This is a genomic window from Streptococcus sanguinis, from assembly GCF_008329445.1.
GTDB lineage: Bacteria > Bacillota > Bacilli > Lactobacillales > Streptococcaceae > Streptococcus > Streptococcus sanguinis_O.
The window spans coordinates 350033-376226 of record NZ_VIBR01000002.1; the positions used below are offsets into that span (position 1 = coordinate 350033).

Annotated in this window: 28 protein-coding genes, 2 tRNA genes and 2 pseudogenes; 29 read left to right on the forward strand and 3 right to left on the reverse strand. The window is 42.0% G+C overall.

Annotation, left to right across the window (positions count from 1 at the left end; genetic code table 11):
• Nucleotides 1-2: 2 nt before the first annotated feature.
• The 13 genes and pseudogenes from FKX92_RS12275 to FKX92_RS06775 all read left to right on the forward strand — a co-directional run.
• Nucleotides 3-95, forward strand: a pseudogene (locus FKX92_RS12275) (B3/B4 domain-containing protein); the annotation flags it as partial.
• Nucleotides 96-293: 198 nt separating this feature from the next.
• Nucleotides 294-1907 (forward strand): CTP synthase, encoded by a 1614-nt coding sequence (locus FKX92_RS06720; protein ID WP_149565879.1) that lies wholly within the window; start codon nt 294-296, stop codon nt 1905-1907.
• Nucleotides 1908-1977: 70 nt separating this feature from the next.
• Nucleotides 1978-2388 carry a GyrI-like domain-containing protein gene (locus tag FKX92_RS06725; protein ID WP_149565880.1) on the forward strand — a complete coding sequence of 137 codons (411 nt, stop codon included), beginning with the start codon at nt 1978-1980 and terminating at the stop codon, nt 2386-2388.
• A 144-nt stretch (nt 2389-2532) separates the two neighbouring features.
• A tRNA-Leu gene (locus tag FKX92_RS06730) sits at nt 2533-2618 on the forward strand.
• Between the two features lie 177 nt (nt 2619-2795).
• The gene (locus tag FKX92_RS06735; RefSeq protein ID WP_002893690.1) at nt 2796-3677 is read left to right on the forward strand and encodes a class II fructose-bisphosphate aldolase; all 882 of its coding nucleotides are present in this window, start codon (nt 2796-2798) and stop codon (nt 3675-3677) included.
• Nucleotides 3678-3915: 238 nt separating this feature from the next.
• Nucleotides 3916-4722, forward strand: coding sequence for a hypothetical protein (locus FKX92_RS06740; RefSeq protein WP_262405251.1), 807 nt, complete (start codon nt 3916-3918; stop codon nt 4720-4722).
• A gap of 127 nt (nt 4723-4849) precedes the next feature.
• Nucleotides 4850-5218, forward strand: a pseudogene (locus tag FKX92_RS06745) (inorganic diphosphatase).
• Nucleotides 5219-5280: 62 nt separating this feature from the next.
• Nucleotides 5281-5502 carry a hypothetical protein gene (locus FKX92_RS06750; RefSeq protein WP_149565881.1) on the forward strand — a complete coding sequence of 74 codons (222 nt, stop codon included), beginning with the start codon at nt 5281-5283 and terminating at the stop codon, nt 5500-5502.
• A gap of 203 nt (nt 5503-5705) precedes the next feature.
• Nucleotides 5706-6698: an ABC transporter ATP-binding protein gene (locus FKX92_RS06755; RefSeq protein ID WP_149565882.1), complete on the forward strand. Its 993-nt coding sequence runs from the start codon at nt 5706-5708 to the stop codon at nt 6696-6698.
• A 1-nt stretch (nt 6699) separates the two neighbouring features.
• Nucleotides 6700-7518, forward strand: coding sequence for an ABC transporter permease (locus FKX92_RS06760; protein WP_149565883.1), 819 nt, complete (start codon nt 6700-6702; stop codon nt 7516-7518).
• A gap of 1 nt (nt 7519) precedes the next feature.
• Entirely contained in the window at nt 7520-8305 is a 786-nt protein-coding gene (locus FKX92_RS06765; protein ID WP_002905302.1) for an ABC transporter permease, read from the forward strand.
• A 50-nt stretch (nt 8306-8355) separates the two neighbouring features.
• Nucleotides 8356-8814: a GNAT family N-acetyltransferase gene (locus FKX92_RS06770; protein ID WP_002902392.1), complete on the forward strand. Its 459-nt coding sequence runs from the start codon at nt 8356-8358 to the stop codon at nt 8812-8814.
• A gap of 51 nt (nt 8815-8865) precedes the next feature.
• A tRNA-Thr gene (locus FKX92_RS06775) sits at nt 8866-8938 on the forward strand.
• A gap of 52 nt (nt 8939-8990) precedes the next feature.
• Here the strand turns inward: FKX92_RS06775 and FKX92_RS06780 are convergent.
• Entirely contained in the window at nt 8991-9254 is a 264-nt protein-coding gene (locus FKX92_RS06780) for a SemiSWEET family transporter (protein ID WP_002902394.1), read from the reverse strand.
• Between the two features lie 272 nt (nt 9255-9526).
• Between FKX92_RS06780 and FKX92_RS06785 the strand changes: the two genes are divergently transcribed.
• The 16 genes from FKX92_RS06785 (at nt 9527) to FKX92_RS06860 (ending at nt 23768) form a co-directional block, all read left to right on the forward strand.
• On the forward strand, nt 9527-9973 hold the full coding sequence (locus tag FKX92_RS06785; RefSeq protein WP_023917202.1) for a LytTR family DNA-binding domain-containing protein: 447 nt from the start codon (nt 9527-9529) through the stop codon (nt 9971-9973).
• A gap of 5 nt (nt 9974-9978) precedes the next feature.
• Nucleotides 9979-10641 carry a LiaF transmembrane domain-containing protein gene (locus FKX92_RS06790; protein WP_002905297.1) on the forward strand — a complete coding sequence of 221 codons (663 nt, stop codon included), beginning with the start codon at nt 9979-9981 and terminating at the stop codon, nt 10639-10641.
• A 126-nt stretch (nt 10642-10767) separates the two neighbouring features.
• Nucleotides 10768-10956, forward strand: a complete 189-nt coding sequence (gene rpmB, locus FKX92_RS06795; protein ID WP_001140948.1) for a 50S ribosomal protein L28 — start codon at nt 10768-10770, stop codon at nt 10954-10956.
• Nucleotides 10957-11097: 141 nt separating this feature from the next.
• A complete protein-coding gene (locus tag FKX92_RS06800) occupies nt 11098-11463 on the forward strand; it encodes an Asp23/Gls24 family envelope stress response protein (protein ID WP_002893676.1) in 366 nt (121 codons plus the stop codon).
• Between the two features lie 2 nt (nt 11464-11465).
• Nucleotides 11466-13130 carry a DAK2 domain-containing protein gene (locus FKX92_RS06805; RefSeq protein WP_125353296.1) on the forward strand — a complete coding sequence of 555 codons (1665 nt, stop codon included), beginning with the start codon at nt 11466-11468 and terminating at the stop codon, nt 13128-13130.
• A 110-nt stretch (nt 13131-13240) separates the two neighbouring features.
• Nucleotides 13241-13849: an SP0191 family lipoprotein gene (locus FKX92_RS06810; protein WP_125445625.1), complete on the forward strand. Its 609-nt coding sequence runs from the start codon at nt 13241-13243 to the stop codon at nt 13847-13849.
• Between the two features lie 417 nt (nt 13850-14266).
• Nucleotides 14267-15142 carry an ABC transporter ATP-binding protein gene (locus tag FKX92_RS06815; RefSeq protein ID WP_002902403.1) on the forward strand — a complete coding sequence of 292 codons (876 nt, stop codon included), beginning with the start codon at nt 14267-14269 and terminating at the stop codon, nt 15140-15142.
• Nucleotides 15143-15152: 10 nt separating this feature from the next.
• Nucleotides 15153-15887, forward strand: coding sequence for an ABC transporter permease (locus tag FKX92_RS06820; protein WP_149565884.1), 735 nt, complete (start codon nt 15153-15155; stop codon nt 15885-15887).
• A 4-nt stretch (nt 15888-15891) separates the two neighbouring features.
• Entirely contained in the window at nt 15892-16992 is a 1101-nt protein-coding gene (locus FKX92_RS06825; RefSeq protein WP_149565885.1) for a sensor histidine kinase, read from the forward strand.
• On the forward strand, nt 16989-17588 hold the full coding sequence (locus FKX92_RS06830) for a response regulator transcription factor (RefSeq protein ID WP_002911756.1): 600 nt from the start codon (nt 16989-16991) through the stop codon (nt 17586-17588). Before FKX92_RS06825 ends, FKX92_RS06830 begins: the two co-directional genes overlap by 4 nt.
• A 260-nt stretch (nt 17589-17848) precedes the next feature.
• Nucleotides 17849-19549: an acetolactate synthase large subunit gene (locus FKX92_RS06835; RefSeq protein WP_149565886.1), complete on the forward strand. Its 1701-nt coding sequence runs from the start codon at nt 17849-17851 to the stop codon at nt 19547-19549.
• A complete protein-coding gene (ilvN, locus tag FKX92_RS06840; RefSeq protein WP_002893659.1) occupies nt 19542-20018 on the forward strand; it encodes an acetolactate synthase small subunit in 477 nt (158 codons plus the stop codon). The genes FKX92_RS06835 and ilvN overlap by 8 nt, the downstream gene beginning before the upstream one ends.
• Before the next feature lie 64 nt (nt 20019-20082).
• Nucleotides 20083-21105 carry a ketol-acid reductoisomerase gene (gene ilvC, locus FKX92_RS06845; RefSeq protein WP_002905287.1) on the forward strand — a complete coding sequence of 341 codons (1023 nt, stop codon included), beginning with the start codon at nt 20083-20085 and terminating at the stop codon, nt 21103-21105.
• A 99-nt stretch (nt 21106-21204) separates the two neighbouring features.
• Complete coding sequence (ilvA, locus tag FKX92_RS06850) at nt 21205-22455, forward strand: threonine ammonia-lyase IlvA (RefSeq protein ID WP_149565887.1); 1251 nt, start codon at nt 21205-21207, stop codon at nt 22453-22455.
• Nucleotides 22456-22511: 56 nt separating this feature from the next.
• Complete coding sequence (locus FKX92_RS06855; protein WP_002898882.1) at nt 22512-23444, forward strand: SPFH domain-containing protein; 933 nt, start codon at nt 22512-22514, stop codon at nt 23442-23444.
• 108 nt (nt 23445-23552) lie between these two features.
• Entirely contained in the window at nt 23553-23768 is a 216-nt protein-coding gene (locus FKX92_RS06860; protein WP_002893653.1) for a capsule biosynthesis transcriptional regulator, read from the forward strand.
• Between the two features lie 93 nt (nt 23769-23861).
• Here FKX92_RS06860 and FKX92_RS06865 read toward each other — a convergent pair whose 3' ends face one another.
• Together FKX92_RS06865 and FKX92_RS06870 are read right to left on the reverse strand one after the other, a co-directional pair.
• Nucleotides 23862-24602: an amino acid ABC transporter ATP-binding protein gene (locus FKX92_RS06865; RefSeq protein WP_002893646.1), complete on the reverse strand. Its 741-nt coding sequence runs from the start codon at nt 24600-24602 to the stop codon at nt 23862-23864.
• A complete protein-coding gene (locus FKX92_RS06870; protein WP_149565888.1) occupies nt 24599-26164 on the reverse strand; it encodes an ABC transporter substrate-binding protein/permease in 1566 nt (521 codons plus the stop codon). Before FKX92_RS06870 ends, FKX92_RS06865 begins: the two co-directional genes overlap by 4 nt.
• Nucleotides 26165-26194 lie beyond the last annotated feature (30 nt).

Here is a 26194-nt window from a genome sequence, read left to right on the forward strand (position 1 = left end):
CGGAAATTTTGAAAGGAATCCGACTCGATTTAGCAGAATGCATGCCCGATGTAGAATTTGAAACACATGTCATTAGCATTGGTGAGAATGGATGAAAACCGAATGAAAACATTTGACAATTTTTTAGGTTTGCGATATCATACTGTTCGGGCACCTCTTTTAGAGGTCAGAGCTTCCTGTGTTCAGGGAGCTATTTTTCTTTTTCAGACAGATTATGGAAAATCCTCCTATAGCTAAGTTTTCAGCAACTGTGATGCTTGCTGGAACGAATTGTTTTATGAAAAGGAGCATGTATGTCAACTAAATATATTTTTGTCACAGGCGGTGTAGTTTCTTCTATCGGGAAAGGGATTGTGGCAGCTAGCTTGGGCCGACTTTTAAAGAACCGAGGCCTCAAGGTTACGATTCAGAAATTTGACCCCTATATCAACATTGATCCCGGCACCATGAGCCCTTACCAGCATGGGGAAGTCTTTGTCACAGATGATGGAGCCGAGACGGATCTGGATTTGGGGCATTATGAGCGTTTTATTGACATTAATCTCAATAAATACTCCAATGTCACCACTGGTAAAATCTATAGCGAAGTCCTGCGCAAGGAGCGTAAAGGCGAGTATCTGGGGGCGACGGTTCAAGTCATTCCACATATTACAGATGCTCTCAAGGATAAGATCAAGCGGGCTGCACGGACGACGGACTCGGATGTGATTATCACCGAGGTCGGTGGCACAGTGGGGGATATCGAGTCTCTTCCTTTCTTAGAAGCTTTGCGCCAGATGAAGGCGGACGTCGGAGCAGACAATGTCATGTATATCCATACGACCCTCCTGCCCTATCTCAAGGCAGCCGGTGAAATGAAGACCAAACCGACTCAACATTCTGTCAAAGAGCTGCGAGGTCTGGGGATTCAGCCTAATATGCTGGTCATCCGCACAGAGAAGCCAGCTGGACAAAATATCAAAAACAAACTGGCTCAATTCTGTGATGTGGCGCCGGAGGCGGTCATTGAGTCACTGGATGTAGAGCACCTCTACCAAATTCCTCTTAATTTGCAGGCCCAAAAGATGGACCAAATTGTCTGTGACCATCTGAAGCTGGATGCGCCGGCATCGGATATGACAGAGTGGTCAGCCATGGTAGAGAAAGTAATGAGTCTGAAAAAGCAGGTCCGAATTGCTCTGGTCGGCAAGTATGTCGAGTTGCCAGATGCCTATATTTCAGTTGTCGAAGCGCTCAAGCATGCCGGCTATGCCAATGATGCGGAAGTTAAGATTGACTGGATTGATGCGAATCAGGTAACTGCCGAAAACGCCGTAGAGCTTCTTGGAAGTGCGGATGGGATTATCGTTCCGGGCGGCTTTGGTCAGAGAGGAACTGAGGGTAAGATTCAGGCAATCCGATATGCGCGTGAGCAGGATGTGCCTATGTTGGGGATTTGTTTGGGCATGCAGTTAACCTGTGTCGAATTCGCCCGTCATGTCCTAGGATTGGCAGATGCCAACTCAGCGGAGCTCAATCCAGACACACCGTATCCGATTATTGACCTCATGCGTGATCAGATTGATGTCGAAGACTTGGGTGGAACGCTGAGATTGGGGCTCTATCCTTCTAAACTTAAGAGTGGCTCTAAGGCAGCAGCGGCTTACGACTATCAAGAAGTCGTGCAGCGCCGTCACCGTCATCGTTATGAGTTTAACAATGCTTTCCGCGAGCAGTTTGAGGCAGCTGGATTTGTATTTTCAGGAGTTTCACCAGACAATCGCTTGGTCGAAATAGTGGAAATCCCAGAAAATAAATTCTTCGTGGCCTGTCAGTACCACCCAGAGCTTTCCAGCCGACCGAACCGACCTGAAGGTCTTTATACGGCCTTTGTTACGGCAGCGGTAGAAAAGAGTCAGGAGAGATAGACTAGTTTTGTCTGACCTAAGCGACTTTTTTAGAGAAATGTTATAATGAAAAACAAAAGGAGGGAAGAAGATGTTTCTAAACATTTTAGCTAGTATTCGTACTAATAATTTTCAAGATGAGCATTGTATAGAAAAAATCCAAGCTCTCTGGCAGGAACAAGAGGAAGCGGTGAAAGAAGCTTTTGCCCAAGGGGAACCGATCTATGCCGTCTATCATGACTATGCCAGTGATTACAAAGGAGACTATAGTCTCTCTATCTGCCGTTTGACAGATGGGGAAGTCTATGATTTTGACACATCTGAGCAGACCTATCAAGTATTTGAGGCTGATAAGGAGGATCCTCAAGCGATTCTTCATGCTTGGCAGAGGATTTGGCAGGCAGAAGAAACAGGTGAGCTACATCGGGACTACACTATTGACTTTGAAAAATACGATCCCGACCAAACGGTGGCTGTCTTTATTGCGACTCAGCAGCACTGAGTTTTCTGTGTTCCTGCCTTAGCTTCATTTTCGCTTAGATTTCCCAATTTTGTTGATTGAGTAGAAAGTTGATTTTTTGAAATAAACTAAAAAATTTTCTTGACAAGCCTTAGCTGTCCTGTTATACTAGTAAGGTACTCAATCGCGGGGATGGCGGAATTGGCAGACGCGCAGGACTAAGGATCCTGTGACCGCTTTAGGTCGTGAGGGTTCAAGTCCCTCTCTCCGCATCAAGTAAGCTGACTTCGGTCAGCTTTTTCTTTTTACACTAGAGACGCTTAAAAAGGCTAAGCGTCTCCCTGCAATTCTTTAAAATTTCAGGAAAAACTAGCAATTTTAGTGAAAAAGTGATAAAATAAACAATGTAAGTGGTTTAACCACAAAAAATAAGAGGAGGCCTGATAAGAATGGCAATCGTTTCAGCAGAAAAATTTGTCCAAGCAGCTCGTGACAATGGTTACGCAGTTGGTGGATTCAACACAAACAACCTTGAGTGGACTCAAGCTATCCTGCGTGCGGCAGAAGCAAAGAAAGCACCAGTGCTTATCCAAACTTCAATGGGTGCTGCTAAATACATGGGTGGCTACAAAGTTGCTCGTAACTTAATCGCTAACCTTGTAGAATCAATGGGCATCACTGTACCAGTTGCAATTCACTTGGACCATGGTCACTACGAAGATGCACTTGAGTGTATTGAAGTTGGTTACACTTCTATCATGTTTGATGGTTCACACCTTCCAGTAGAAGAAAACCTTAAATTGGCTAAAGATGTTGTTGAAAAAGCACACGCTAAAGGTATCTCAGTAGAAGCTGAAGTTGGTACTATTGGTGGTGAAGAAGACGGTATCATCGGTAAAGGTGAATTGGCTCCAATCGAAGACGCTAAAGCAATGGTTGAAACTGGAATCGACTTCTTGGCAGCTGGTATCGGTAACATCCACGGCCCATACCCAGCAAACTGGGAAGGTCTTGACCTTGACCACTTGAAGAAATTGACAGAAGCTCTTCCAGGCTTCCCAATCGTATTGCACGGTGGTTCAGGTATTCCTGATGACCAAATCCAAGCAGCTATTAAACTTGGTGTTGCCAAAGTTAACGTTAACACTGAATGCCAAATCGCATTCGCTAACGCAACTCGTAAATTTGCTCGTGACTACGAAGCAAACGAAGCAGAATACGACAAGAAGAAACTCTTCGACCCACGTAAATTCTTGGCTGACGGTGTAAAAGCTATCCAAGCATCAGTTGAAGAACGTATCGATGTATTCGGTTCAGAAGGTAAAGCTTAATTAGGCTATAGATAGAAAATCTCGCTACGGCGGGATTTTTTAGTTCGGCTTTGATGTTAGATTGACTAGAGAAAGTTTTTAAGTAGTTTGTTTAGTGAATCGATAATTTTAACTGGATTACGCTTAGATAGTTTAGAAATATATGAATTTAGTTCTTTTTTAGAATAGATATTGTTTCGAGTGATTGTGTGTGGTAAAATAAAGTAAAGTTTAGGTAATATTGGGAGGTAGTGTGAATATGAAAAACACTAAATTATTGTTAATGCTTTTTATAGCTAGTTCTATGTTGGTTGCTTGTCGTTCGAATACTGCGTCAGATACTTCTGATTCATCTAAAAATAATCCCAAAGTAGAAACAAAATCTACATCGGAAACAGAGGATGTTACTGAAGAAGAAAATTCAGGAAATGAAGATTCATCAAGTGAAAAGAATACTGTTGTTGATATCATGAATAGAGCTGCTGCGAATTCAAAATCTACAGATGAAATTTATGTAACTGGAGATGTAGTTGTAGGAGAAGAAGGAGATGTTCAACAAGGGATTTATGATTTAGAAATTACTGGCGGGAGCGGAAATATCACAGGAACTAGAGAGGCTGTCAGAACGCTTTTTATAAATTATATTGGTTCGGCTCCAGGTTCAGGGCTGGATTACCCTTCTAAAATACGACTAATTTTGTTTAGAGGAGATGTGTTGAAATTCAGTAATATCTCCAAAATTAAATTTACCGCTGTCCCAGCTAAAGTTCAAATGAGCAATGAGCTGGGCATCGGAGAGTATATTGTTGGACGTGATATTAAGCCTGGTACCTATAAGCTTAGTTCTAATGCGAATATGAATCCTGAATTGACAAGTTCAGGATGGTCCATTAATATTTTGGATACTTCAACAGGTAAAACCATTGAGCAAAGATACAATCCAGGAAATATGGATGTTGCTGTTAAACTTGAAGAAGGACAAATTGTCTCAACAAAATTTGACAATACTGATCGTAGTATGTCTAGCGATGAAGCTAGATTGATTTTTACTGAATTGAATCAATAAGTGAATTAAGAATATAGTAATTGTTTATATAAAATTATCTCTTAGAAAAATATTTTTAAAATCTCGCTACGGCGGGATTTTTCTTGTATAATGAGGCTAGAAAGTATACTACGAAGGAAATGAAAAGTTGAAATTCAAAGAGAGAATATTTAGTGGTGTCATTGATCGGCCGGTGGGGGTTGAAGATTCTTTTGGGAATGTCTATCCGATTAACTATGGCTACATACCTGAACTGATGGGGGGAGATGGCGAAGAGCAAGATGTTTATATTGTTTCTTGTAAAAAGTCAAAGCCTCTGGAAGTCTTTACTGGAAAGTTAGTTGCCATCATTCGCCGTCGTGATGATATAGAAGACAAGTGAGTTTTGGCACCCTTGGATGAGAAGGTTGATAAATGTTTGATTGCAGACCAGACCTATTTTATGGAGCAGTATTTTGACTCTTGGATTGAGATGGTGGAAGAGAAAAATGATTCAAGTAAGAGAGGGTATAAATAAGGATGAAAAATCTTCTCTTGCGGCAGATATTCTAACTGATTTGCCAGAGTGGTTTGGGATTCATGAAAGCTCTAACCTATATTGAGGCTGCTTTAACTGCAGCTTTGGCTACACTAGGTTCATTTGGAATGCTTGGTGGCATTGGATTGCTAGCTGTCATAGTTTTTTCGGTGTTTGGGTATGAGAAGATTACAGAACTTGTCATTAAAGGACAATTGAAGAACGTAAGTTTAGAAGAAATGATTAAAAGAGTTAATCAACTATGTTCAGAAGGTAAAGCTTAATCTAGCTGAAGACTACAAAACAGAAACCTGCCCGTAAGGGTGGGTTTTTTGGTGTGTGATAAAATATGATAATTATTTTTGAATTTCCTATGTTAGTTTGGAAGTAAAAGTGGTAGTATAGTGAGGAGATAAGATTCTATTTTCCTGAGTTTGGTAGGAAAATGGTTTGTAAGATGAATGAATGATAGGATATTGAGAAACGTATGGCAATGATAGAAGTAGAGCATCTTCAGAAAAATTTTGTAAAAACAGTTAAGGAACCAGGCTTGAAAGGAGCTTTGCGCTCCTTTATTCATCCTGAAAAGCAGACCTTTGAAGCGGTCAAGGATTTAACCTTTGAGGTTCCAAAAGGGCAGATTTTAGGTTTCATCGGAGCCAATGGTGCTGGGAAGTCAACAACCATTAAAATGCTGACCGGGATTTTGAAACCGACATCTGGTTTGTGTCGGATTAACGGCAAGATTCCGCAGGACAATCGCCAAGACTATGTCAAGGATATTGGAGTGGTCTTCGGGCAACGAACCCAGCTATGGTGGGATTTGGCACTGCAAGAGACCTATACAGTCTTGAAGGAAATTTATGATGTGCCAGACTCGCTCTTCCATAAACGCATGGACTTTTTGAATGAAGTCTTGGATTTGAAGGAATTTATCAAAGACCCCGTGCGGACTCTTTCACTGGGTCAACGGATGCGGGCGGACATTGCGGCTTCCTTGCTCCACAATCCCAAGGTTCTCTTTTTAGATGAGCCGACCATTGGTTTGGATGTGTCGGTCAAGGATAACATTCGTCGGGCTATCACCCAGATCAATCAGGAGGAAGAAACAACCATTCTCTTGACCACTCATGACTTGAGTGATATTGAGCAACTTTGTGATCGGATTTTTATGATTGACAAGGGGCAGGAGATTTTTGATGGAACGGTGAGCCAGCTCAAGGAGACCTTTGGCAAGATGAAGACTCTTTCCTTTGAACTGGTACCAGGGCAAAGTCATCTAGTTTCTCACTATGAAGGCTTGCCGGATATGACCATTGATAGACAAGGAAATAGCCTTAATATTGAATTCGATAGTTCCCACTACCAGTCGGCTGATATTATCAAGCAAACCCTGTCTGATTTTGAGATTCGCGATTTGAAGATGGTGGATACGGATATTGAAGATATTATCCGTCGCTTCTACCGAAAGGAGCTCTAAGATGGTCAAATTGTGGAGACGTTATAAACCCTTTATCAATGCAGGGATTCAGGAGTTGATTACCTATCGAGTAAACTTTATTCTCTATCGGATTGGCGATGTCATGGGGGCCTTTGTCGCTTTTTATCTTTGGAAGGCAGTCTTCGATTCCTCGCAGGAGTCTTTGATTCAGGGCTTCAGTATGGCGGATATTACCCTATATATTATAATGAGTTTTGTGACTAATCTTTTGGCTAGGTCTGATAGTTCTTTTATGATTGGAGAGGAGGTAAAGGACGGCTCCATTATCATGCGCTTGCTGAGACCAGTTCATTTTGCAGCTTCTTACCTCTTTACGGAACTTGGATCCAAGTGGTTGATTTTTATCTCTGTTGGACTGCCATTTTTAAGTGTTGTTGTCTTGATGAAAATCCTCTCTGGGCAAGGCATTTTAGAAGTTTTAGGACTAACCTTGATTTATCTCTTTAGCTTAACGCTAGCCTATCTGATCAACTTTTTCTTTAATATCTGCTTTGGATTTTCAGCCTTTGTGTTTAAAAATCTATGGGGCTCCAATCTGCTCAAGAATTCTCTGATTGCCTTTATGTCGGGGAGTTTGATTCCCTTGGCTTTCTTTCCTAAAATTGTTTCAAATATTCTTTCCTTTTTGCCTTTTTCATCCTTGATTTACACTCCGGTTATGATTATTGTTGGGAAATACGATGCCAGTCAGATTCATCAAGCGCTTTTGCTACAGTTTTTCTGGCTCTTAGTGATGGTGGGCTTGTCTCAGTTGATTTGGAAAAGAGTCCAGTCATTTATCACCATTCAAGGAGGTTAGTATGAAAAAATATCAGCGCATGCATCTGATTTTTATCAGACAATACATCAAGCAAATCATGGAATATAAGGTTGATTTTGTGGTTGGTGTTTTAGGTGTCTTCCTGACCCAAGGCTTGAACCTCTTGTTTCTCAATGTCATCTTTCAACACATCCCCTCGCTAGAAGGCTGGACCTTTCAAGAGATTGCCTTTATCTATGGTTTTTCCTTGATTCCCAAGGGACTGGACCATCTCTTTTTTGACAATCTCTGGGCACTGGGGCAACGATTGGTGAGAAAGGGAGAGTTTGACAAGTATCTGACTCGTCCTATCAATCCTCTCTTTCACATCCTAGTCGAGACTTTTCAGATTGATGCCTTGGGTGAGCTCTTGGTCGGTGGAATTTTACTAGCGACAACGTTCTCTAGCATTACTTGGACTATTCCCAAGTTCTTGCTTTTCCTAGTCTGCATTCCTTTTGCGACCCTGATTTATACTTCTTTGAAAATCGCGACAGCCAGTATCGCTTTTTGGACCAAGCAGTCAGGTGCTATGATTTACATTTTCTATATGTTTAATGATTTTGCCAAGTACCCGATTTCCATTTACAATTCGCTCCTTCGTTGGTTGATTAGTTTTATCGTTCCTTTTGCTTTTACAGCCTACTATCCTGCTAGCTATTTCTTGCAGGACAAAAATGGGCTCTTTAACATTGGTGGTTTGATTCTGATTTCCCTTGTTTTCTTTTTCATTTCGCTCAAACTCTGGGATAGGGGATTGGATGCCTACGAAAGTGCGGGTTCGTAAGATGGAAAATATGTTTAGTCCTAAAGCTTAAAACATGAAAGGATTTAAAGATGGTAGCGATTGAAGAAGTGAAGGAAGAAAAACAAAAGATGATAGCAGTCAGTGAAGTTTTAAAGGATCTACCAGAATGGTTTGGAATACCTGAAAGTACACAAGCTTACATTGAAGGAGCTAGGGATTTACAAGTTTGGGTTGCTTATCAGGAGAGTAAATTGGCTGGCTTTGTAAGCTTATCTTATTCTAGTGAAGATTGTGCAGAGATTGACTGCTTAGCTGTTAAGAAATTCTATCATAGAGCGGGAATTGGTAGTCAACTTCTAGAAGTTTTAGAAAAATCTGCTCGTCAAAAAGCATCCTATCTGCAAGTAAAAACGGTAGCACCAGGTTATTATCCTACCTATGACAGAACTAACGCTTTTTATCAGGCTCAGGGCTTTAAAAAGTTAGAAATTTTTCCTGAACTTTGGGATAAAAGCAACCCTTGTTTGATTTGGGTTAAGAAATTGTGAAATTCTAACTTGACAAAAAAACTCAAGATGCTAAAATAAAGGGGAAAAGACGCCGATTTAGCTCAGTTGGTAGAGCAACGCACTCGTAACGCGTAGGTCACAGGTTCGATCCCTGCAATCGGCAGAAAGAAAACCAGCAACTTTTTCATGGGTTGCTGGTTTTGTTTATCTAATTCTTATAAAGAAGTAAGAAAAGTTAGACCGCCTAATATCACTCCTGCCGCATTGGGAATGATAAGGATCCAGTCTTTTTTAGGTTCTTTGGTCCAACCATAGATTACCCAAATTAAACAAGAAACTGCTGCGAATAGTGGTTGGAATGGTTGAGCTTTTTCTCCTTGCAAGTTAGCGATAATTTGTGGAATATATGCAATAAAGACAAGAATCCCAATAAAAGCTCCAATAGATCCGACAAAGCGATTAATTTTTTGTTTAGACATATAGTACCTCCTGAGGTACTATTATATCAGAAGGAAAAAAGTTTTCAAATTTGTTTGATCATAAAATAAGACAGATATTCAATATGTGTAAGTCGTGCTTTTATACTAAACGAATCTATTGGAGAGTCTAGGATGAGAAATCAAATTTGCTTAACATTTTTTGAGAAGGGTAAGCTACCACTTAGTTATCAAAAATAACCACTTACTGAAAATGCCTTGTTTCTTTTTTGAAAATTGTTATAATGAAGTCAGAAGCAAGGAAAGGAGTGGCTATGAAGATTAGGATTGAGCTTGATACAGATATGGCAGAAACTGAAGTCGTTATCCGAACGGCTCAATATGGTGAAGAGGTGGCTCGGATTCAAGCAGCTCTTGAACAAGCCAACCGTCAACCGATAGCTTTCTATAAGGATACAAGTGAATATTTTGTCGATTTGAAGAATATTTTATTTTTTGAAACGGATGCTACCAAAATTTATGCTCATAGCAGGGATGATGCTTATGAAGTCAAATTGAAGCTATACGAATTAGAAGAGAGACTTCCGGCATATTTCTGTCGCATTTCAAAGTCTACTATTGCCAATGCCAAGGCTATTTACGCTTTGGATAAATCATTTTCGGGAACCAGTACTATCCAATTTTATGACACACATAAACAAGTGCACGTTTCCCGACACTACTATCAAATTTTAAAAGAAAAGTTAAACGAAACGAGGTAATTTTCATGAAAAAAACAATTTTTGGAATCGGCTTTTTAGTCTTGGCAGCTTGGGTTCTGCTGCAGGGGAATTTTGGGATTCCTGCCTTCAATTTTAATATTTGGCCCATGCTAGTAGTTGCAATGTTTGCCTATTTCGCCTTGGAAAATTTCTTAGAAAGAGACTTTGGCACTGGGCTGATCATGGCAGTTATTGCGCTGATTATTGCCAATGCCGTTTACCACTTTTTAGCTATTTCAACAGGAACCTTGGTTTTGGGTGGTATTCTGGCTTGCATCGGTCTCAATATGATTTTCAAGCCCCGGCGCATTTTTAAGGGGCGTATCTTCTCAACTGCCTCTTCTTCCTCAAAAGATGATATTGCTTTTGGCAGCGGCACGCGCTATATCAACTCAGATAACTTCACCTATGAAAAGTTAGACTGTGCTTTTGGCAGTGCATCGGTTTATTTTGATAATGCGACTATCGAAGGGGACTCAGCAACTTTTGAAGTGGATCTGTCTTTTGGCAGTGTGATGCTTTATGTGCCCAGCGACTGGCGTGTAGAGCTGGATGTAGATAATGCCTTTGGCTCTGTCTACAATCCCCGCAATGTCAATGAAAAGAGAAAAACTCTCTATGTCAAAGGCAACGTAGCTTTCGGTTCTTTGAAGATTAGCTATGTTTAGGAAAACGGATTAATTTCGAAACTTTGGACAAATGTACTTGTCAAACGTCAAGTTTTTTGGTAATATAGGAAGGTATGTGGTGCTAGCACATCCGTAATATTAGATCTAATAGGAGGAAACACGATAATGGCTAAAGTATGTTACTTTACTGGTCGTAAGACTGTATCAGGAAACAACCGCTCTCACGCGATGAACCAAACAAAACGCGCTGTTAAACCAAATCTTCAAAAAGTTACTGTTTTGATTGACGGTAAACCTAAAAAAGTTTGGGCTTCAGCTCGTGCCCTTAAATCAGGTAAAGTTGAACGCGTTTAATTTTTATTTAAAAGGATGGAAATTTTCCGTCCTTTTTTGCTTGTAAATTTCCGCCTAGACAGTTGATTTAGACCCTTCCTCTTTTACACCCTGTATAAAATATGGTAGAATAAACTATAAAATACTTTTGAGGTACAAATTATGACTGTGAAAATTAATACAAAAGATGGTCAAATTGAGCTGACTGATGATGTGATTGCGACAATCGTCGGCGGTGCAGCGACTGAAATTTTTGGTGTAGTTGGCATGGCCAGCAAAAATGCAATCAAGGATAATTTTCAAGCCCTTTTAGGAAAAGAAAACTATGCTAAGGGCGTGGTTGTGAAAGCGACTGATGAAGGTGATATCGCAGTTGATGTCTACACTGTGTTAAGCTATGGAGTCAAAATCAGCGAAGTTTCCAAAAACATCCAAGAGCGTGTTAAATTCAGTTTGGAAAACAAGCTCGGAATTACTGCCCATGCAGTGAATGTTTATATCCAAAATATTAAAGTCGTAGGAGAATAATCGTGGCAAATATTACTACTAGTTTATTTCAAGAAATGGTGCAGGCGGCATCTACTCGCTTAAATAAACAGGCTGAATATGTAAACTCTTTGAATGTCTTCCCGGTTCCAGATGGCGATACAGGGACCAACATGGGCATGACCATTGAAAATGGTGCCAAGGAAGTGTCAGATAAGTCTGCTTCAACAGTTGGCGAAGCGGCGGGTATCTTTGCGAAAGGCCTTTTGATGGGCGCGCGTGGTAACTCAGGAGTTATCACTTCCCAGCTTTTCCGCGGTTTTTCTCAAAGTGTGAAAGAGCATGAAGAGCTGACTGGTGAAGATCTAGCTCTGGCCTTTCAGTCTGGTGTAGAAGTGGCTTACAAGGCAGTTATGAAGCCGGTTGAGGGAACGATTTTGACTGTTTCCCGCGGTGCGGCTATCGGAGCCAAGAAGAAAGCTGAAGTCACTAATGATGCTGTAGAAGTTATGAAAGCAGCTCTTGAAGGAGCAAAGGCTGCTTTGGCTAAGACACCGGATATGCTGCCGGTTCTGAAAGAAGTCGGCGTTGTGGACTCTGGCGGTCAAGGGTTGGTCTTTATCTACGAAGGCTTCTTGTCTGCACTTACAGGCGAATATATCGCATCTGAGGACTTTGTGGCGACACCTGCGACCATGTCTGAGATGATCAATGCTGAGCATCATAAGTCTGTAGCTGGCCATGTGGCAACAGAGGACATCACTTACGGCTACTGTACAGAAATCATGGTGGCTCTCAAGACAGGTCCAACCTATGTAAAAGACTTTGATTATGATGAATTTCGCAACTACCTCAATGATTTGGGAGATTCCCTGTTGGTAGTCAACGATGATGAAATCGTCAAAGTCCATGTCCATACCGAAGATCCAGGACTGGTTATGCAGGAAGGTCTCAAGTATGGTAGTTTGGTCAAGGTCAAGGTTGACAATATGCGCAACCAGCACGAAGCACAGGTTGAAAAGGAAGAGCGCTCAGCTAAGCCGGCTCAAGAAAAAGAATTTGCGATTATTGCTGTAGTGGCTGGTGATGGTCTGGCTGAAATCTTTAAGGCTCAGGGAGTTGACTATATCATCTCTGGCGGTCAAACTATGAACCCATCAACAGAAGACTTCATCAAAGCTGTGGAGCAAGTCAATGCTCGTAATATTATTATCTTGCCAAACAATAAAAACATCTTCATGGCAGCCCAATCAGCAGCAGAAGTGATTGAACAGCCTGCAGCTGTTATTGAGACTCGCACGATCCCTCAAGGTTTGACCAGTCTCCTAGCTTTTGATGGCAGCAAGACTATTGAGGAAAACCAAGAGCGTATGACTGCAGCCTTGGCAGAAGTAGTCAGCGGCAGCGTGACGACTGCGGTTCGTGATACGACGATTGATGGCTTGGAAATTCATGAGAATGACAACCTCGGTATGGTGGATGGCAAGATTGTTGTTTCTAATCCAGATATGCTGGCAACTTTGAAAGAAACGTTCAGCAAGATGCTCAATGAAGACAGCGAGATTGTCTCTATCTATATCGGTGAAGACGGCAGCGAAGAGTTGGCTAGCAGTCTTGCTCAAGATTTGATGGAACAATTCGAGGATGTCGAAGTAGAAATTCATCAGGGCAGTCAGCCGGTTTATCCATATATTTTTAGTGTTGAATAGTATAAAAAGGCAATCGAAAGGTTGCCTTTTGTCATTTTGTAGAAAATACTTAGACAAGAAACTGGTATTATGTTATACTGTAACAAATAAAAAGTAAAAAAAGGTGAACTATGAAAAAATTTTTCATTCTTGTTATTTCTGCTTCGGTACTCTTGACGGGCTGTGTGCTTCCTAGCTTCAGCAAGCATCGTCCTAGACATTCTTCTGAATCAGCAGCTTCTTCTAGGCGGACTAAATCCAGCTCTAGCTCCAGCTCTAGCAAGTCATCCAGTTCTTCTTCTGAAAGTACAGAGATTGTCTCTAAAACCTTGGTTGGAGACATTGAAGGAATCCATCATCGTGATACAATTACCTATCAGGGCAAGAAAATCTTGAATCTTCGTATGGAATTGCTCACTTCCTTGCCAGAAGAAGCTAGTGCGGCATCAGCTACTTTGACTCCAGAGGAGATGACGACTATCATTCGTGAAGGAATGCAGTCTGATTCAAACTATGTAGCAGCTAAGAGTCTGGAAGGTGTCAATATTGATTATTCAGTTACAGCGGATAAAAAACTGCAGACCTTAATTGAAATTGATTTGCAAAAGGTCAATGTCGAAGAGGTGGAAAAGAACAGTTTCTTCCAAGGTTTTGGACTGAAGGATATTAAGGATATTACACCTGAAATGTTCATTCTGAGTCTGAAGCTCAATGGTCTCAAAGAAGAGGTGCAGAGCTAAAGTTTAAAAAGCGTTGGTCATTTCATCTTACAAATTGAGTAGCTAGTTTATTGAAAAATTTTTAGATTAGGCTGCTTTAATTCCAGTTTCTATCTAAATTGCAACAGACATACAACTAGTCGGCTCCTCTCAACGAGGGGGACCGGCTTTTTTGTGTCTTCATGCAGAGGGGAGATAAACAGATTATTCCAATATTTGCTAGCTTTGTGCTCTAAAAGCAGAATAGTGACATTTGTCATGTCAGCTGGTGACAAAATCAACTAGTAGGAAAAATTTCTTTGCCTTATAATATAGTTAACAACATGATAAAAGGTTGCTGTAAGAATTAAAAAAGCATTTGGCTTTCGTTCTTCTTTCGCCTTTGGAAAAATAAAGGAAAGATGCACATACGGTTTACCAAATCAAAGGAGGAGTAAAATGGAACTGATTGAAGTAAAGAAGCTTTCTAAAAGCATTCATGGTAAGGAGATTTTAAAGGATATTTCGTTTGGAATCTCCCAAGGTGACTGTGTGGCCTTGATTGGTCCCAACGGAGCAGGTAAAACGACTCTCATGGATTGTTTGCTGGGCGATAAGTTTCTGACAGCAGGTGAAGCAAGGATTCAGGGACTAAAGCCGACTGACAATCATCTCAAGCAGTCGGTAGCGATTTTACCACAGGAAAATACAGTGGTGGAGGATTTGAAGGTCAAGGAACTCTTGACGTTCTTCCAAGCTATTTATCCAAATAGTTTGTCCAATCAAGAAGTTGATGACTTGCTGCAATTTACAGACAAGCAAAAGAATCAGTTGGCCAGCAAGCTGTCTGGTGGACAAAAGCGTCTCTTCTCTTTTGTTCTGAGTCTGATTGGCCGTCCTAAGATTCTATTCTTGGACGAACCGACTTCTGCTATGGACACCTCTACTCGTCAGCATTTCTGGGCAATTGTTAATCAGCTCAAGCAGCAGGGAGTGACCATCGTTTATTCTTCGCACTATATCGAAGAAGTCGAGCATACGGCAGATCGGATTTTGGTGCTGCACAAGGGCGAGTTGATTCGGGACACGACGCCTTATGCCATGCGCAGTGAGGAGCAGGAAAAACACTTTACCTTGCCGCTGACTTATCAGTCTGTGCTGGAAAAGCTGGATAATGTGACTGATATAGAAATCAAGCAAAAGGCTTTATCTTTTGCTACTAGAGAAGCTGGTCAAGTCTGGCAGGTTCTTCAGGAAAACGGCTGTACAATCGAAGAGATTGAAGTACGTAACCGTACCCTCTTGGATAGTATTTTTGAAACGACACAAGAATAGGAGAGTAATCATGAAAAATATGGCAAGTCTTATGAAGATTGAGTTGATTTTAATGAAGCGGCAGGCTGCTTATTATCTCTTGTCTATTGGTCTGCCCAGCGTCTTTTACCTGATTTTCTCAGGAATGATGTCTGGAAGTGATACGCCTGAGCGTGTGCTTCGAGGATACCTTTTCTCTATGACCCTTTTTAGTATCATGTCTAGTGCTTTCTTTAGCATTCCAAGCACTTTACAGTCTGATAAAAATAATAACTGGCAAAAAATGATTCAGCACTCGCCGATTTCTATGGTAAAATATTATATATCAAAACTTTGCAGTACGCTGTTGACTTTTATGCTTTCTATTATCGTAGTCTTCTCAATTGGGCATTTTGTTCGCGGGGTTAATCTGCCAATGGTAGACTGGCTTCTTATTGCAGTGATTCTTCTGATAGGAAGTGTGGTCTTTATTGCTATGGGGGTATTGGTCAGTCTCTTGCCAAGTGCTCAGCTCATGTCTGTTGTGGGAAATATCGTCTATATGGCACTGGCTGTTCTGGGCGGTCTATGGTTTCCTCTGACTATGTTTCCAAAATGGCTCCAGCCAATCGGTAAGTTGACACCAAGTTATCAACTGATGCAGGTTGTGTCTTCTTATCTAGAACACCATCAGTTTAATGGTAAGGCAGCCTTGATTGTTCTGATTTATACGATTTTGGTCAGCATTCTTGTACTACAACTCAAAAAGCGAATTGAGGTAAAATAAATTCATGTGGGAAAAACTTAAACAAGTCCACTATATGTTTCATATTGCGCTGGTCTTTATTATCTTTCCAGTTGCGGGAGTGATTAGCGGGGAATACCCGCTTTTCGTCTTGCTCTGGACAGCTGTTTTTGTTGCGGCTTACTATGCGGTCTTGTTAAGTAACCATCGCCTTATCCAGTTTTTTTCTTGGTGGCTCTTGATTGCTTACATATATTATGGATCTGTCTGGCTAAATACAGGTTTTACCTGGTATATTTTTTATCTATCTAATCTGCTTATTTACGAACTAGATGATATTTCTTTTAAATCCTGGCGCTTTTTGACCTTTATCGCCTTGCAGCCTGCTATTGTGCTGACTAATTATTTGATGGGCAATGTTGGTCCAGCAGAGCTGCTTTCCTATATTGTAATCTTTCTCTTTTCGGATGGTTTGACTTTTGGTCTACATCGGATTCAAACGACAGAGCGAATCAAGGAAGAAAAGGTCAAGCAAAATGCCCAGCTGAATCTTTTCCTTGCAGAAAATGAGCGCAATCGGATTGGTCGAGATCTACATGATAGTCTAGGACATACCTTTGCTATGCTCAGTGTTAAAGCGGAGCTGGCTCAGCAGTTTTTGCAGATGGAAGCCTATGACAAGGCAGCAAAAGAACTGCAGGAAGTGCAAGAAATTAGTAAGAAGTCCATGGCTGATGTTCGGCGGATTATTAACGATCTAAAGAATCGTACGCTGGACGAGGAACTAGTGACCATTCGTGCCATGCTGGAGATGAGCGGTGTTCAGGTAGAAATGGATAACCAGCTCAATGTTGCCAGTATCCCACCGAGTCAGCAGTCAACGATTAGTATGATCTTACTGGAGGCAGCGACCAATATCATCAAGCATGCCAAGGCTAAAAAGAGCAATTTTTCTTTGGTAAAGAAAAACGAAAAGCTTATTTTAGACATTCAGGATGATGGTTGTGGTTTTCAAAAGCTGACTGGTCGGGAGTTGCATAGTATTCGAGAGCGACTGTCTGCCTTGTCAGGAAGGCTTGAGATTCTTAGCAGCCAAGATCCAACATGGATTCGAATTGAATTGCCATACGGAGGGAAGGAAGCATGAAAGTTTTGTTAGCAGAAGATCAAAGTATGCTAAGAGATGCCTTAGCTCAGCTCTTGCAGCTGCAGCCAGATGTCGAAGAAGTCTATCAGGCCGCAGATGGGCAGAAGGCTATTGACTGTCTTAGCTCAGAAACTGTTGATGTAGCTATTTTGGACGTGGAAATGCCCCACCAAACCGGCCTAGACGTTCTCGAATGGGTCAAGGCCAATCGACCCAACATCAAGGTCATCATCGTCACAACCTTCAAGCGGCCGGGCTACTTTGAGCGAGCTGTTAAGGCAGATGTAGATGCTTATGTGCTCAAAGAGCGTAGCATTGCGGATTTGATGAAGACCATCCATACCGTTCTAGATGGGCAAAAGGAATATTCACCGGAATTGATGGAGGTGCTAATGACCAGTAGGAACCCTCTCTCTCAGCAGGAGAGGCTAGTCCTGCAAGCTGCGGCGACTGGCCTGTCCAATAAAGAAATTGCTGAAAAACTCTACCTGTCAAATGGAACGGTTCGTAACTATATGTCTGCTATTTTGACCAAGCTAGATGCTGAAAATCGAACAGAAGCCGTCCGAATCGGGCAAGAGAAAGGCTGGTTATAGCCAGAAGAATCAGCTTTGGAGAAAAGGTGGAAGAAGGTAGTTTTTAGCTAAAGTGAACATTTGTGTGAAGAACATTCCAATGAAGTGTCGGGACTATAAATATAGTTCTGACTTTTTATCTTTTATTAGAAAAAACATTCGGATTTAGAGAAAAAATGTAGAAAAACATTCTGCATGGCTTGCAATTTTTTTCAAAAATGTTATCATAGTAGAAAGCTTTTTGAATTTTTAGAAAATTGTAAATAAATGAAAGGGGAAGAATGGAGAAAATCAAATTAGAAACTTCTAAGACAGGTTCAGAGCTTGTTTTGGAAACCTTGAAAAATCTTGGTGTTGATACGATTTTTGGCTATCCCGGCGGCGCTGTACTGCCGCTTTATGATGCTATTTATAGTTTTGAAGGCATCCGTCATATTCTAGGCCGCCATGAGCAAGGCTGTGTTCACGAAGCAGAAGGCTATGCTAAGTCTACTGGGAAAATTGGAGTTGCAGTTGTGACCAGCGGTCCGGGAGCGACTAATGCCATTACCGGCATTGCTGATGCCATGAGTGATAGCGTCCCCCTTTTAGTCTTTACTGGTCAGGTAGCCAAGGCCGGAATCGGTAAAGATGCTTTTCAGGAAGCGGATATTGTTGGGATTACGACTCCTATTACCAAGTACAATTATCAGGTTCGGGAGACGGCTGAAATTCCGCGTATTATTACAGAAGCTATTCACATTGCGACGACAGGTCGTCCTGGGCCAGTCGTTATTGATTTGCCTAAGGATGTCTCAGCTCTGGAAACAGACTTTATCTACGATAGCAAGTTGCATCTGCCGAGTTACCAGCCGACTATTGAGCCCAATGAATTGCAGATTAAGAAGATTATCAAGCAGATTTCTAAGGCTAAAAAGCCGGTTCTGCTTTCAGGAGGCGGTATTAGTTATGCCGAGGCAGCAACAGAGCTGGTTGCTTTGGCAGAGCGGTATCAGATTCCAGTAGTCACTACCTTGTTGGGGCAAGGGACCATTGCGACAGACCATCCTTTGTTCTTAGGTATGGGTGGGATGCACGGTTCTTTTGCGGCCAATATTGCCATGACTGAGGCCGACTTTATGATTAGTATCGGCTGCCGCTTTGATGACCGTCTGACTGGTAATCCGAAAACTTTTGCTAAAAACGCTAAAGTAGCACATATTGATATCGATCCAGCAGAAATTGGAAAAATTATCAGCGTAGATATTCCTATCGTAGGGGATGCTAAGAAAGCCTTGCAGATGTTGCTAAATGAAGAGCAGGTGCATAATAATACCAGCAAGTGGATTGAAAAAGTAACGCAGGACAAGGAGCGGGTTCGCTCATATGATAAGAAAGAACGTGTCGTACAGCCTCAGGCTGTCATTGAGCGCGTGGGTGAACTGACCAAGGGTGATGCCATCGTTGTAACAGACGTCGGTCAGCACCAAATGTGGGCCGCCCAATATTATCCTTATAAAAACGAACGTCAACTGGTAACTTCTGGCGGTCTGGGAACCATGGGCTTTGGTGTGCCTGCAGCGATTGGGGCTAAGATTGCCAACCCGGATAAGGAAGTGGTGCTCTTTGTCGGAGATGGTGGCTATCAGATGACAAACCAAGAGATGGCTATTCTCAATATCTATAAGATTCCGATTAAGGTCATCATGCTTAACAATCATTCGCTAGGCATGGTGCGCCAGTGGCAGGAAGCTTTCTATGACGGTCGTACCTCTGAGTCTGTCTTTGAAACTTTGCCAGATTTCCAGCTCATGGCTCAGGCTTATGGTGTTAAATCCTATAAATTTGACGATCCGGAGACTATTGTCCAGGATTTAGAAGTGCTGAAGGAAGATATACCGATGTTTATCGAGGTGGATATCTCTCGCAAGGAGCACGTTCTTCCAATGGTGCCAGCTGGCAAGAGTAATCATGAGATGTTGGGGGTGAAGTTCCATGCGTAGAATGTTGACAGCTAAACTTCAAAACCGTTCGGGGGTTCTGAACCGCTTCACGGGTGTCCTTTCCAGACGTCAGGTTAATATTGAGAGTATCTCAGTCGGAACGACGGAAAATCCGGAAGTATCCCGTATCACCATCATCATTGATGTGGCTTCATTGGCAGAAGTTGAGCAGATTATCAAGCAGCTCAATCGTCAGATTGATGTGATTCGGGTTCGAGATATCACGGACCGCCCTCATTTAGAGCGTGAAGTGATTCTGGTTAAGGTCTCGGCTCCAGCTGACAAGCGGGCAGAGATTCTGTCTATTATCCAGCCATTCCGGGCGACAGTTGTAGATGTAGCACCTAGCTCTATTACCATTCAGATGACTGGTGATGCGGAGAAGAGCGAAGCCTTGCTTCGGGTCATTCGCCCATATGGTATTAAAAATATTGCTCGGACTGGAGCGACAGGCTTTACCCGAGATTAAATCAAACCTTTAATTTGTTAAAACCGCTTAATAGGCAATAAAAATAGAAAAGAGAGTAAAACTTATGGCAGTAACAATGGAATACGAAAAAGATGTTAAAGTAGCAGCGCTTGACGGTAAAAAAATCGCCGTTATCGGTTATGGTTCACAAGGACATGCGCATGCACAAAACTTGCGTGATACAGGCCACGATGTGATTATCGGTGTTCGTCCTGGTAAGTCATTTGACAAGGCTAAAGAAGATGGCTTTGATACTTATACAGTAGCAGAAGCAGCTAAATTAGCTGATGTCATCATGATTTTGGCTCCAGATGAAATCCAACAAGATCTCTATGAAGCAGAAATCGCTCCAAACTTGGAAGCTGGAAACGCAGTTGGGTTTGCTCATGGTTTCAACATCCATTTTGAATTTATCAAAGTTCCTGCCGATGTAGATGTCTTTATGTGTGCACCGAAAGGCCCTGGTCACTTGGTTCGCCGTACTTTCGAAGAAGGTTTTGGTGTACCAGCTCTGTATGCAGTCTACCAAGACGCTACTGGAAATGCAAAAGACATCGCAATGGACTGGTGTAAAGGTGTTGGTGCGGCTCGTGTTGGTTTGCTTGAAACAACTTACAAAGAAGAAACTGAAGAAGATCTCTTTGGTGAACAAGCTGTGCTTTGTGGTGGCTTGACTGCCCTGATTGAAGCAGGATTTGAAGTTCTGACTGAAGCAGGTTATGCGCCAGAATTGGCTTACTTTGAAGTGCTGCACGAAATGAAACTGATTGTGGACTTAATCTATGAAGGTGGCTTCAAGAAGATGCGTCAATCTATCTCAAATACAGCCGAATATGGTGACTATGTATCTGGTCCGCGCGTGATTACTGAGCAAGTCAAAGAAAACATGAAGGCGGTCTTGGCTGATATCCAAAACGGTAAATTTGCGAACGACTTTGTAAATGACTACAAGGCTGGTCGTCCAAAACTCACTGCTTACCGCGAGCAAGCTGCTAATCTGGAGATTGAAAAGGTCGGTGCAGAATTACGTAAAGCAATGCCATTCGTTGGTAAAAACGACGACGATGCTTTCAAGATTTACAATTAAGATAAAGAGCATATAAGAAATTAGGGGTAGGAATGCGAATTCCCAGCCCCTTGTTTTGCTTGATAGAGAATAAACTGGAAGAATAGGGAAGGAAAAAATATGCTCAGAGCAAAAGATATCACTCATGCTCATAAAGTGTTAAAAGATGTGGTTGTCAATACTCCGCTTGACTACGACCACTATTTGTCGGAGAAGTACCAGGCCAAGATTTACCTGAAGAAGGAAAATATGCAGCGGGTACGCTCTTTTAAACTCCGCGGGGCTTATTATGCCATTTCTCAACTTAATGAAGAGGAACGTCAGCGTGGGGTTGTCTGTGCTTCTGCGGGAAATCACGCCCAAGGAGTGGCCTATACTTGTAAGGAAATGAAAATTCCAGCAACTATTTTTATGCCAATCACGACCCCGCAGCAGAAGATTGGACAGGTTCGCTTCTTTGGCGGTGAATTTGTGGATATCAAGCTGGTTGGAGATACCTTTGATGCTTCGGCCAAGGCAGCGCTTGATTATACTAAGGATGAAAACTGCACCTTTATCGATCCTTTTGACAATGATGATGTCCAAGCTGGTCAAGGAACAGTGGCTTATGAAATCTTAGACGAGGCTAAGAGAGAAGCAATCGATTTTGATTCAGTTTTAGTACCAGTTGGCGGCGGCGGACTGATATCAGGAGTCTCAACCTATATCAAAGAAAGTCAGCCATCTATCGAAGTTATTGGTGTGGAAGCCAATGGTGCCCGCAGTATGAAAGCAGCTTTTGAAGCTGGAGGTCCAGTCAAACTCAAAGAAATCGACAAATTTGCGGACGGTATCGCAGTCCAGAAAGTCGGTGCATCAACCTATGAGGTTACACAAAAGAATGTTCAAAATCTTATCGGTGTAGATGAAGGGCTTATTTCAGAGACCATCATTGACCTATATTCCAAGCAAGGGATTGTCGCAGAGCCAGCTGGTGCGGCAAGTGTTGCTGCTTTGGAAGTCCTGAGCGAGTATATCAAGGGGAAGACTATCTGTTGCATTATCTCAGGTGGTAATAATGACATCAACCGGATGCCAGAGATGGAAGAACGGGCACTTATTTATGATGGTATCAAGCACTATTTCGTGGTTAACTTCCCGCAGCGTCCAGGTGCCTTGCGTGAATTCGTAAATGATATTTTAGGACCCAATGACGATATTACTCGTTTTGAATATATCAAGCGGGCAAGCAAGGGAACAGGACCGGTTTTGATTGGTATTTCTCTGGCTGATAAGCATGATTATGCTTCTTTGATTAACCGTATTGAGCAGTTCGATCCGTCCTTTATCAATCTGAACGGGAATGAAACACTCTACAATATGCTTGTCTAATTGTAAATATATTTTAGCCTAATTTGTATGCTTTCGTTTGAAACTGCAAATTAAATATGTTAGAATATACTATAGTGAATCAAGGAGGCTTGAACATGTTTTTTATTCCATTTTTCTTTATCATATTGATCATAATCTTTATATTCTTGTTGCTTAGTGCAGTCTATGTGGTTCGTCAGCAATCTGTGGCAATCATTGAGCGTTTTGGACGCTATCACAAAACCAGCAGCAGCGGTATCAATTTCCGCCTTCCTTTAGGGATTGACAAGATAGCAGCTCGCGTTCAGCTGCGTTTGCTGCAGAGCGAGATTGTCGTTGAGACTAAGACACAGGATAATGTTTTCGTAACTATGAATGTTGCGACCCAGTATCGCGTAAATGAGAACAACGTGATTGACGCTTATTACAAACTTATGCGACCAGAAGCTCAAATTAAGTCCTATATTGAAGATGCCCTTCGTTCCTCCGTTCCAAAACTGACCTTGGACGAGCTCTTTGAAAAGAAGGACGAAATTGCCCTAGAAGTCCAAAAGCAAGTGGCAGAAGAAATGTCGACCTATGGTTACATTATTGTCAAAACCTTGATTACCAAGGTTGAGCCTGATGCTGAAGTTAAACAGTCTATGAACGAAATCAATGCGGCGCAGCGTAAGCGTGTGGCTGCTCAGGAATTGGCTGAAGCGGATAAGATTAAGATTGTGACAGCTGCCTCTGCAGAAGCTGAGAAAGACCGCCTGCATGGTGTTGGTATTGCCGAGCAGCGGAAGGCCATTGTGGATGGTTTGGCAGACTCCATCAAAGAATTGAAGGGGGCCAATATTGAGTTGACAGAAGAGCAGATTATGTCTATCCTTTTGACCAACCAGTACCTGGATACGCTGAATAATTTTGCAGATAGTTCGGGTAATAATACTATCTTCCTTCCAGCAAATCCAGAAGGTGTCGAAAGTATTCGGACTCAGATACTTTCAGCCCTCAAAGCTAAGTAAAGAAAATTCAGAATTATTTAATTTGTTCGAATTTGGTTTGTTTAAGTTGACAAACTGTATAAAAACAATTATAGTAGTTGATGTAGCTAGAATAGAGAGGAGTAAGAAATGGCTAAATCTAATTTCGAGAAAGTAGAATCTGTTGTTAGTTGGGTACGTGATAAGAAAATCACCGGTTACCGTATTAGTAAAGAAACAAATGCACGTGAAATGTCTATCATTGCTCTTGCTCAAGGACGTGCAAAAGTGAAAAATATCTCTTTTGAAACAGCTCTTGGCTTGATTGATTTCTACGACAAAAACCATGAAAAATTTGAAGACTAAACTTCAAAATTGTGCAACTGATATTGCTCATTAAATCAAAAAAGGAATCTGGATTTAGTTCCAGATTCCTTTTTGCTTTTGAAAATAAATAGTTTAGCTGAGGAAGCGTTGCAGGAATTCTTTGGTTCTTTCTTCTTTGGGATTGGTGAAGATATCCTGCGGGCTGCCAGCTTCAGCAATGACGCCTTTATCCATAAAGATGACACGGCTGGAGACATCACGGGCAAATTCCATTTCGTGGGTCACGACAATCATTGTCAGCCCTTCTTGAGCTAGTTCTTTCATGATTTTCAGAACTTCACCGACCATTTCAGGGTCGAGGGCTGAAGTCGGCTCGTCAAAGAGGATGGCATCAGGATTCATAGAGAGGGCGCGGGCAATAGCGACTCGCTGCTTCTGACCGCCTGAGAGTTGCTTAGGCTTGGCCTGCCAGTATTGCTCGCCCATTCCAACTTTGTTGAGGTTTTCTTTGGCAATTTTCTCGGCTTCGGACCGTTCTTTTTTTAGGACGGTTGTCTGAGCGACGATGGTATTTTCCAAGACATTAAGATTTTCAAAGAGATTGAAAGACTGAAAGACCATGCCCAGCTTTTCACGGTAATGGGTCAAGTCGTAATTCTCGTCCAGGACATTCTTGCCGCGATAGAAAATCTGTCCGCCAGTTGGTGTTTCCAGAAGATTAATAGATCGCAGGAAGGTTGACTTTCCACTACCGGAACTGCCGATGATGGAAATCACTTCTCCTTTATGAACGGTAAGGGAGATGTCCTTGAGGACTTGGTTTTCACCGTAGGACTTTTTGAGGTTTTTAATTTCTAAAATGGTTTCTGTCATGATTTCACTTCTCCTGTCTGCATTTGATTGGCACCTGTCGTGTAGTTGTCTGTGTCAAAGCGTTTTTCAACATAGCGCAGGATGCGTGTCACGCTGAATGTCAGGACAAAGTAGATTACAGCGATGATAGTAAAGGTTTGGAAGTACTGGTAAGTCTGGGTAGCGATGGTATTTCCAGAGAAATAAAGCTCAACCACTGAGATAACGTTCAACACGGATGTATCCTTGATGTTGATGACAAATTCGTTACCAGTTGCAGGCAGAATATTGCGGACGACCTGAGGCAGAACAATCTTGCGCATGGTCTGACCATGTGTCATACCCAGTGCTGTTGCAGCCTCGAATTGCCCTTTATCAACAGCAAAGATACCACCGCGGACAATCTCGCTCATATAAGCTCCGGTATTGATGGAGACGATGAAAATAGCAGCGATAGTTCGGTCGATAGAAATTCCGAATGCCTGAGCTGTTCCGTAGTAGATAACCATGGACTGAACAATCATTGGAGTTCCACGGAAAATCTCAATATAGACATTTAAGAACCAGCCGAAGATTTTTTGCAGTGATGCTAGGAGTTTATTCTTAGAAGCTGGTGCCGTCCGATAAACGCCAATCAGCAGTCCGATGATGAGGCCTGCGATGGTTCCTGTTATCGAAATAAGCAAGGTCAAACCAGCTCCGCGTAAAAATTGCGGCCAGTTTTCAGCCAGGATCTTAGCCACTTGACTGAAGAATGATTCATTCGTTGTTTCACTATCCGTATCAACAGGCTGTTTCTGAATCATCTCATCCATCAGCTTGACTTGGTCATTAGTAGAAATCTTAGCGATAGCTGCATTAGCTTGCTCGATGCGATTGTCATCTTTACGCATCCCAATAGCAATGGAAGCATCCTCTTCACCAACTTCAAAGCCTTTCTCAAATTGAATCATTTTGAAGTTTGAGTTGGCAGTCTCAGCAGTCAAGGCTTCTGGCCGCTCAGAGATATAGCCATCAATAACCCCAGATTCCAAGGCTTGACGCATCTGGGCAAAATCACCCATAGCTGTTTCTTTTTTGGCGCCAGGCAACTGGTCAATGAGATTGTAGAGGTAAACTCCTTGCTGGGAAGTGATTTTAGCGTCTTTGAAGTCTTCTAGAGTCTTAGCGGATGCATATTTTCCATCTTTACGAACTAGGAGAACTGGTTCGCTGGTGTAGTAACTGTTAGAAAAGGCGATTTCCTTTTTCCGCTCGGCAGTTGGACTCATACCTGCAATAATCATGTCAATTTTGCCGGAGGTCAGAGCAGGAATTAAGCCATTCCAAGAAGTCTTGACAACCAGAGGTTCCTTGCCCATCTCTTGAGCAATTTTTTTGGCAATCTGCACATCGTATCCGTTGGCATATTGGTTGGTGCCTTCGATTTTTACAGCACCGTTGGAATCGTCATCCTGAGTCCAGTTGAAGGGCGCGTAGGCTGCTTCCATACCGATCCTCAGATAGTCATCGGCCTGAATAACATGGACCGTTCCTAAGATGACCAGGAGGGCTGTAAATAAAGTGAGTAATAATTTCTTCATGGGTTTCTCCTGCTTATCTAATAATAGTTC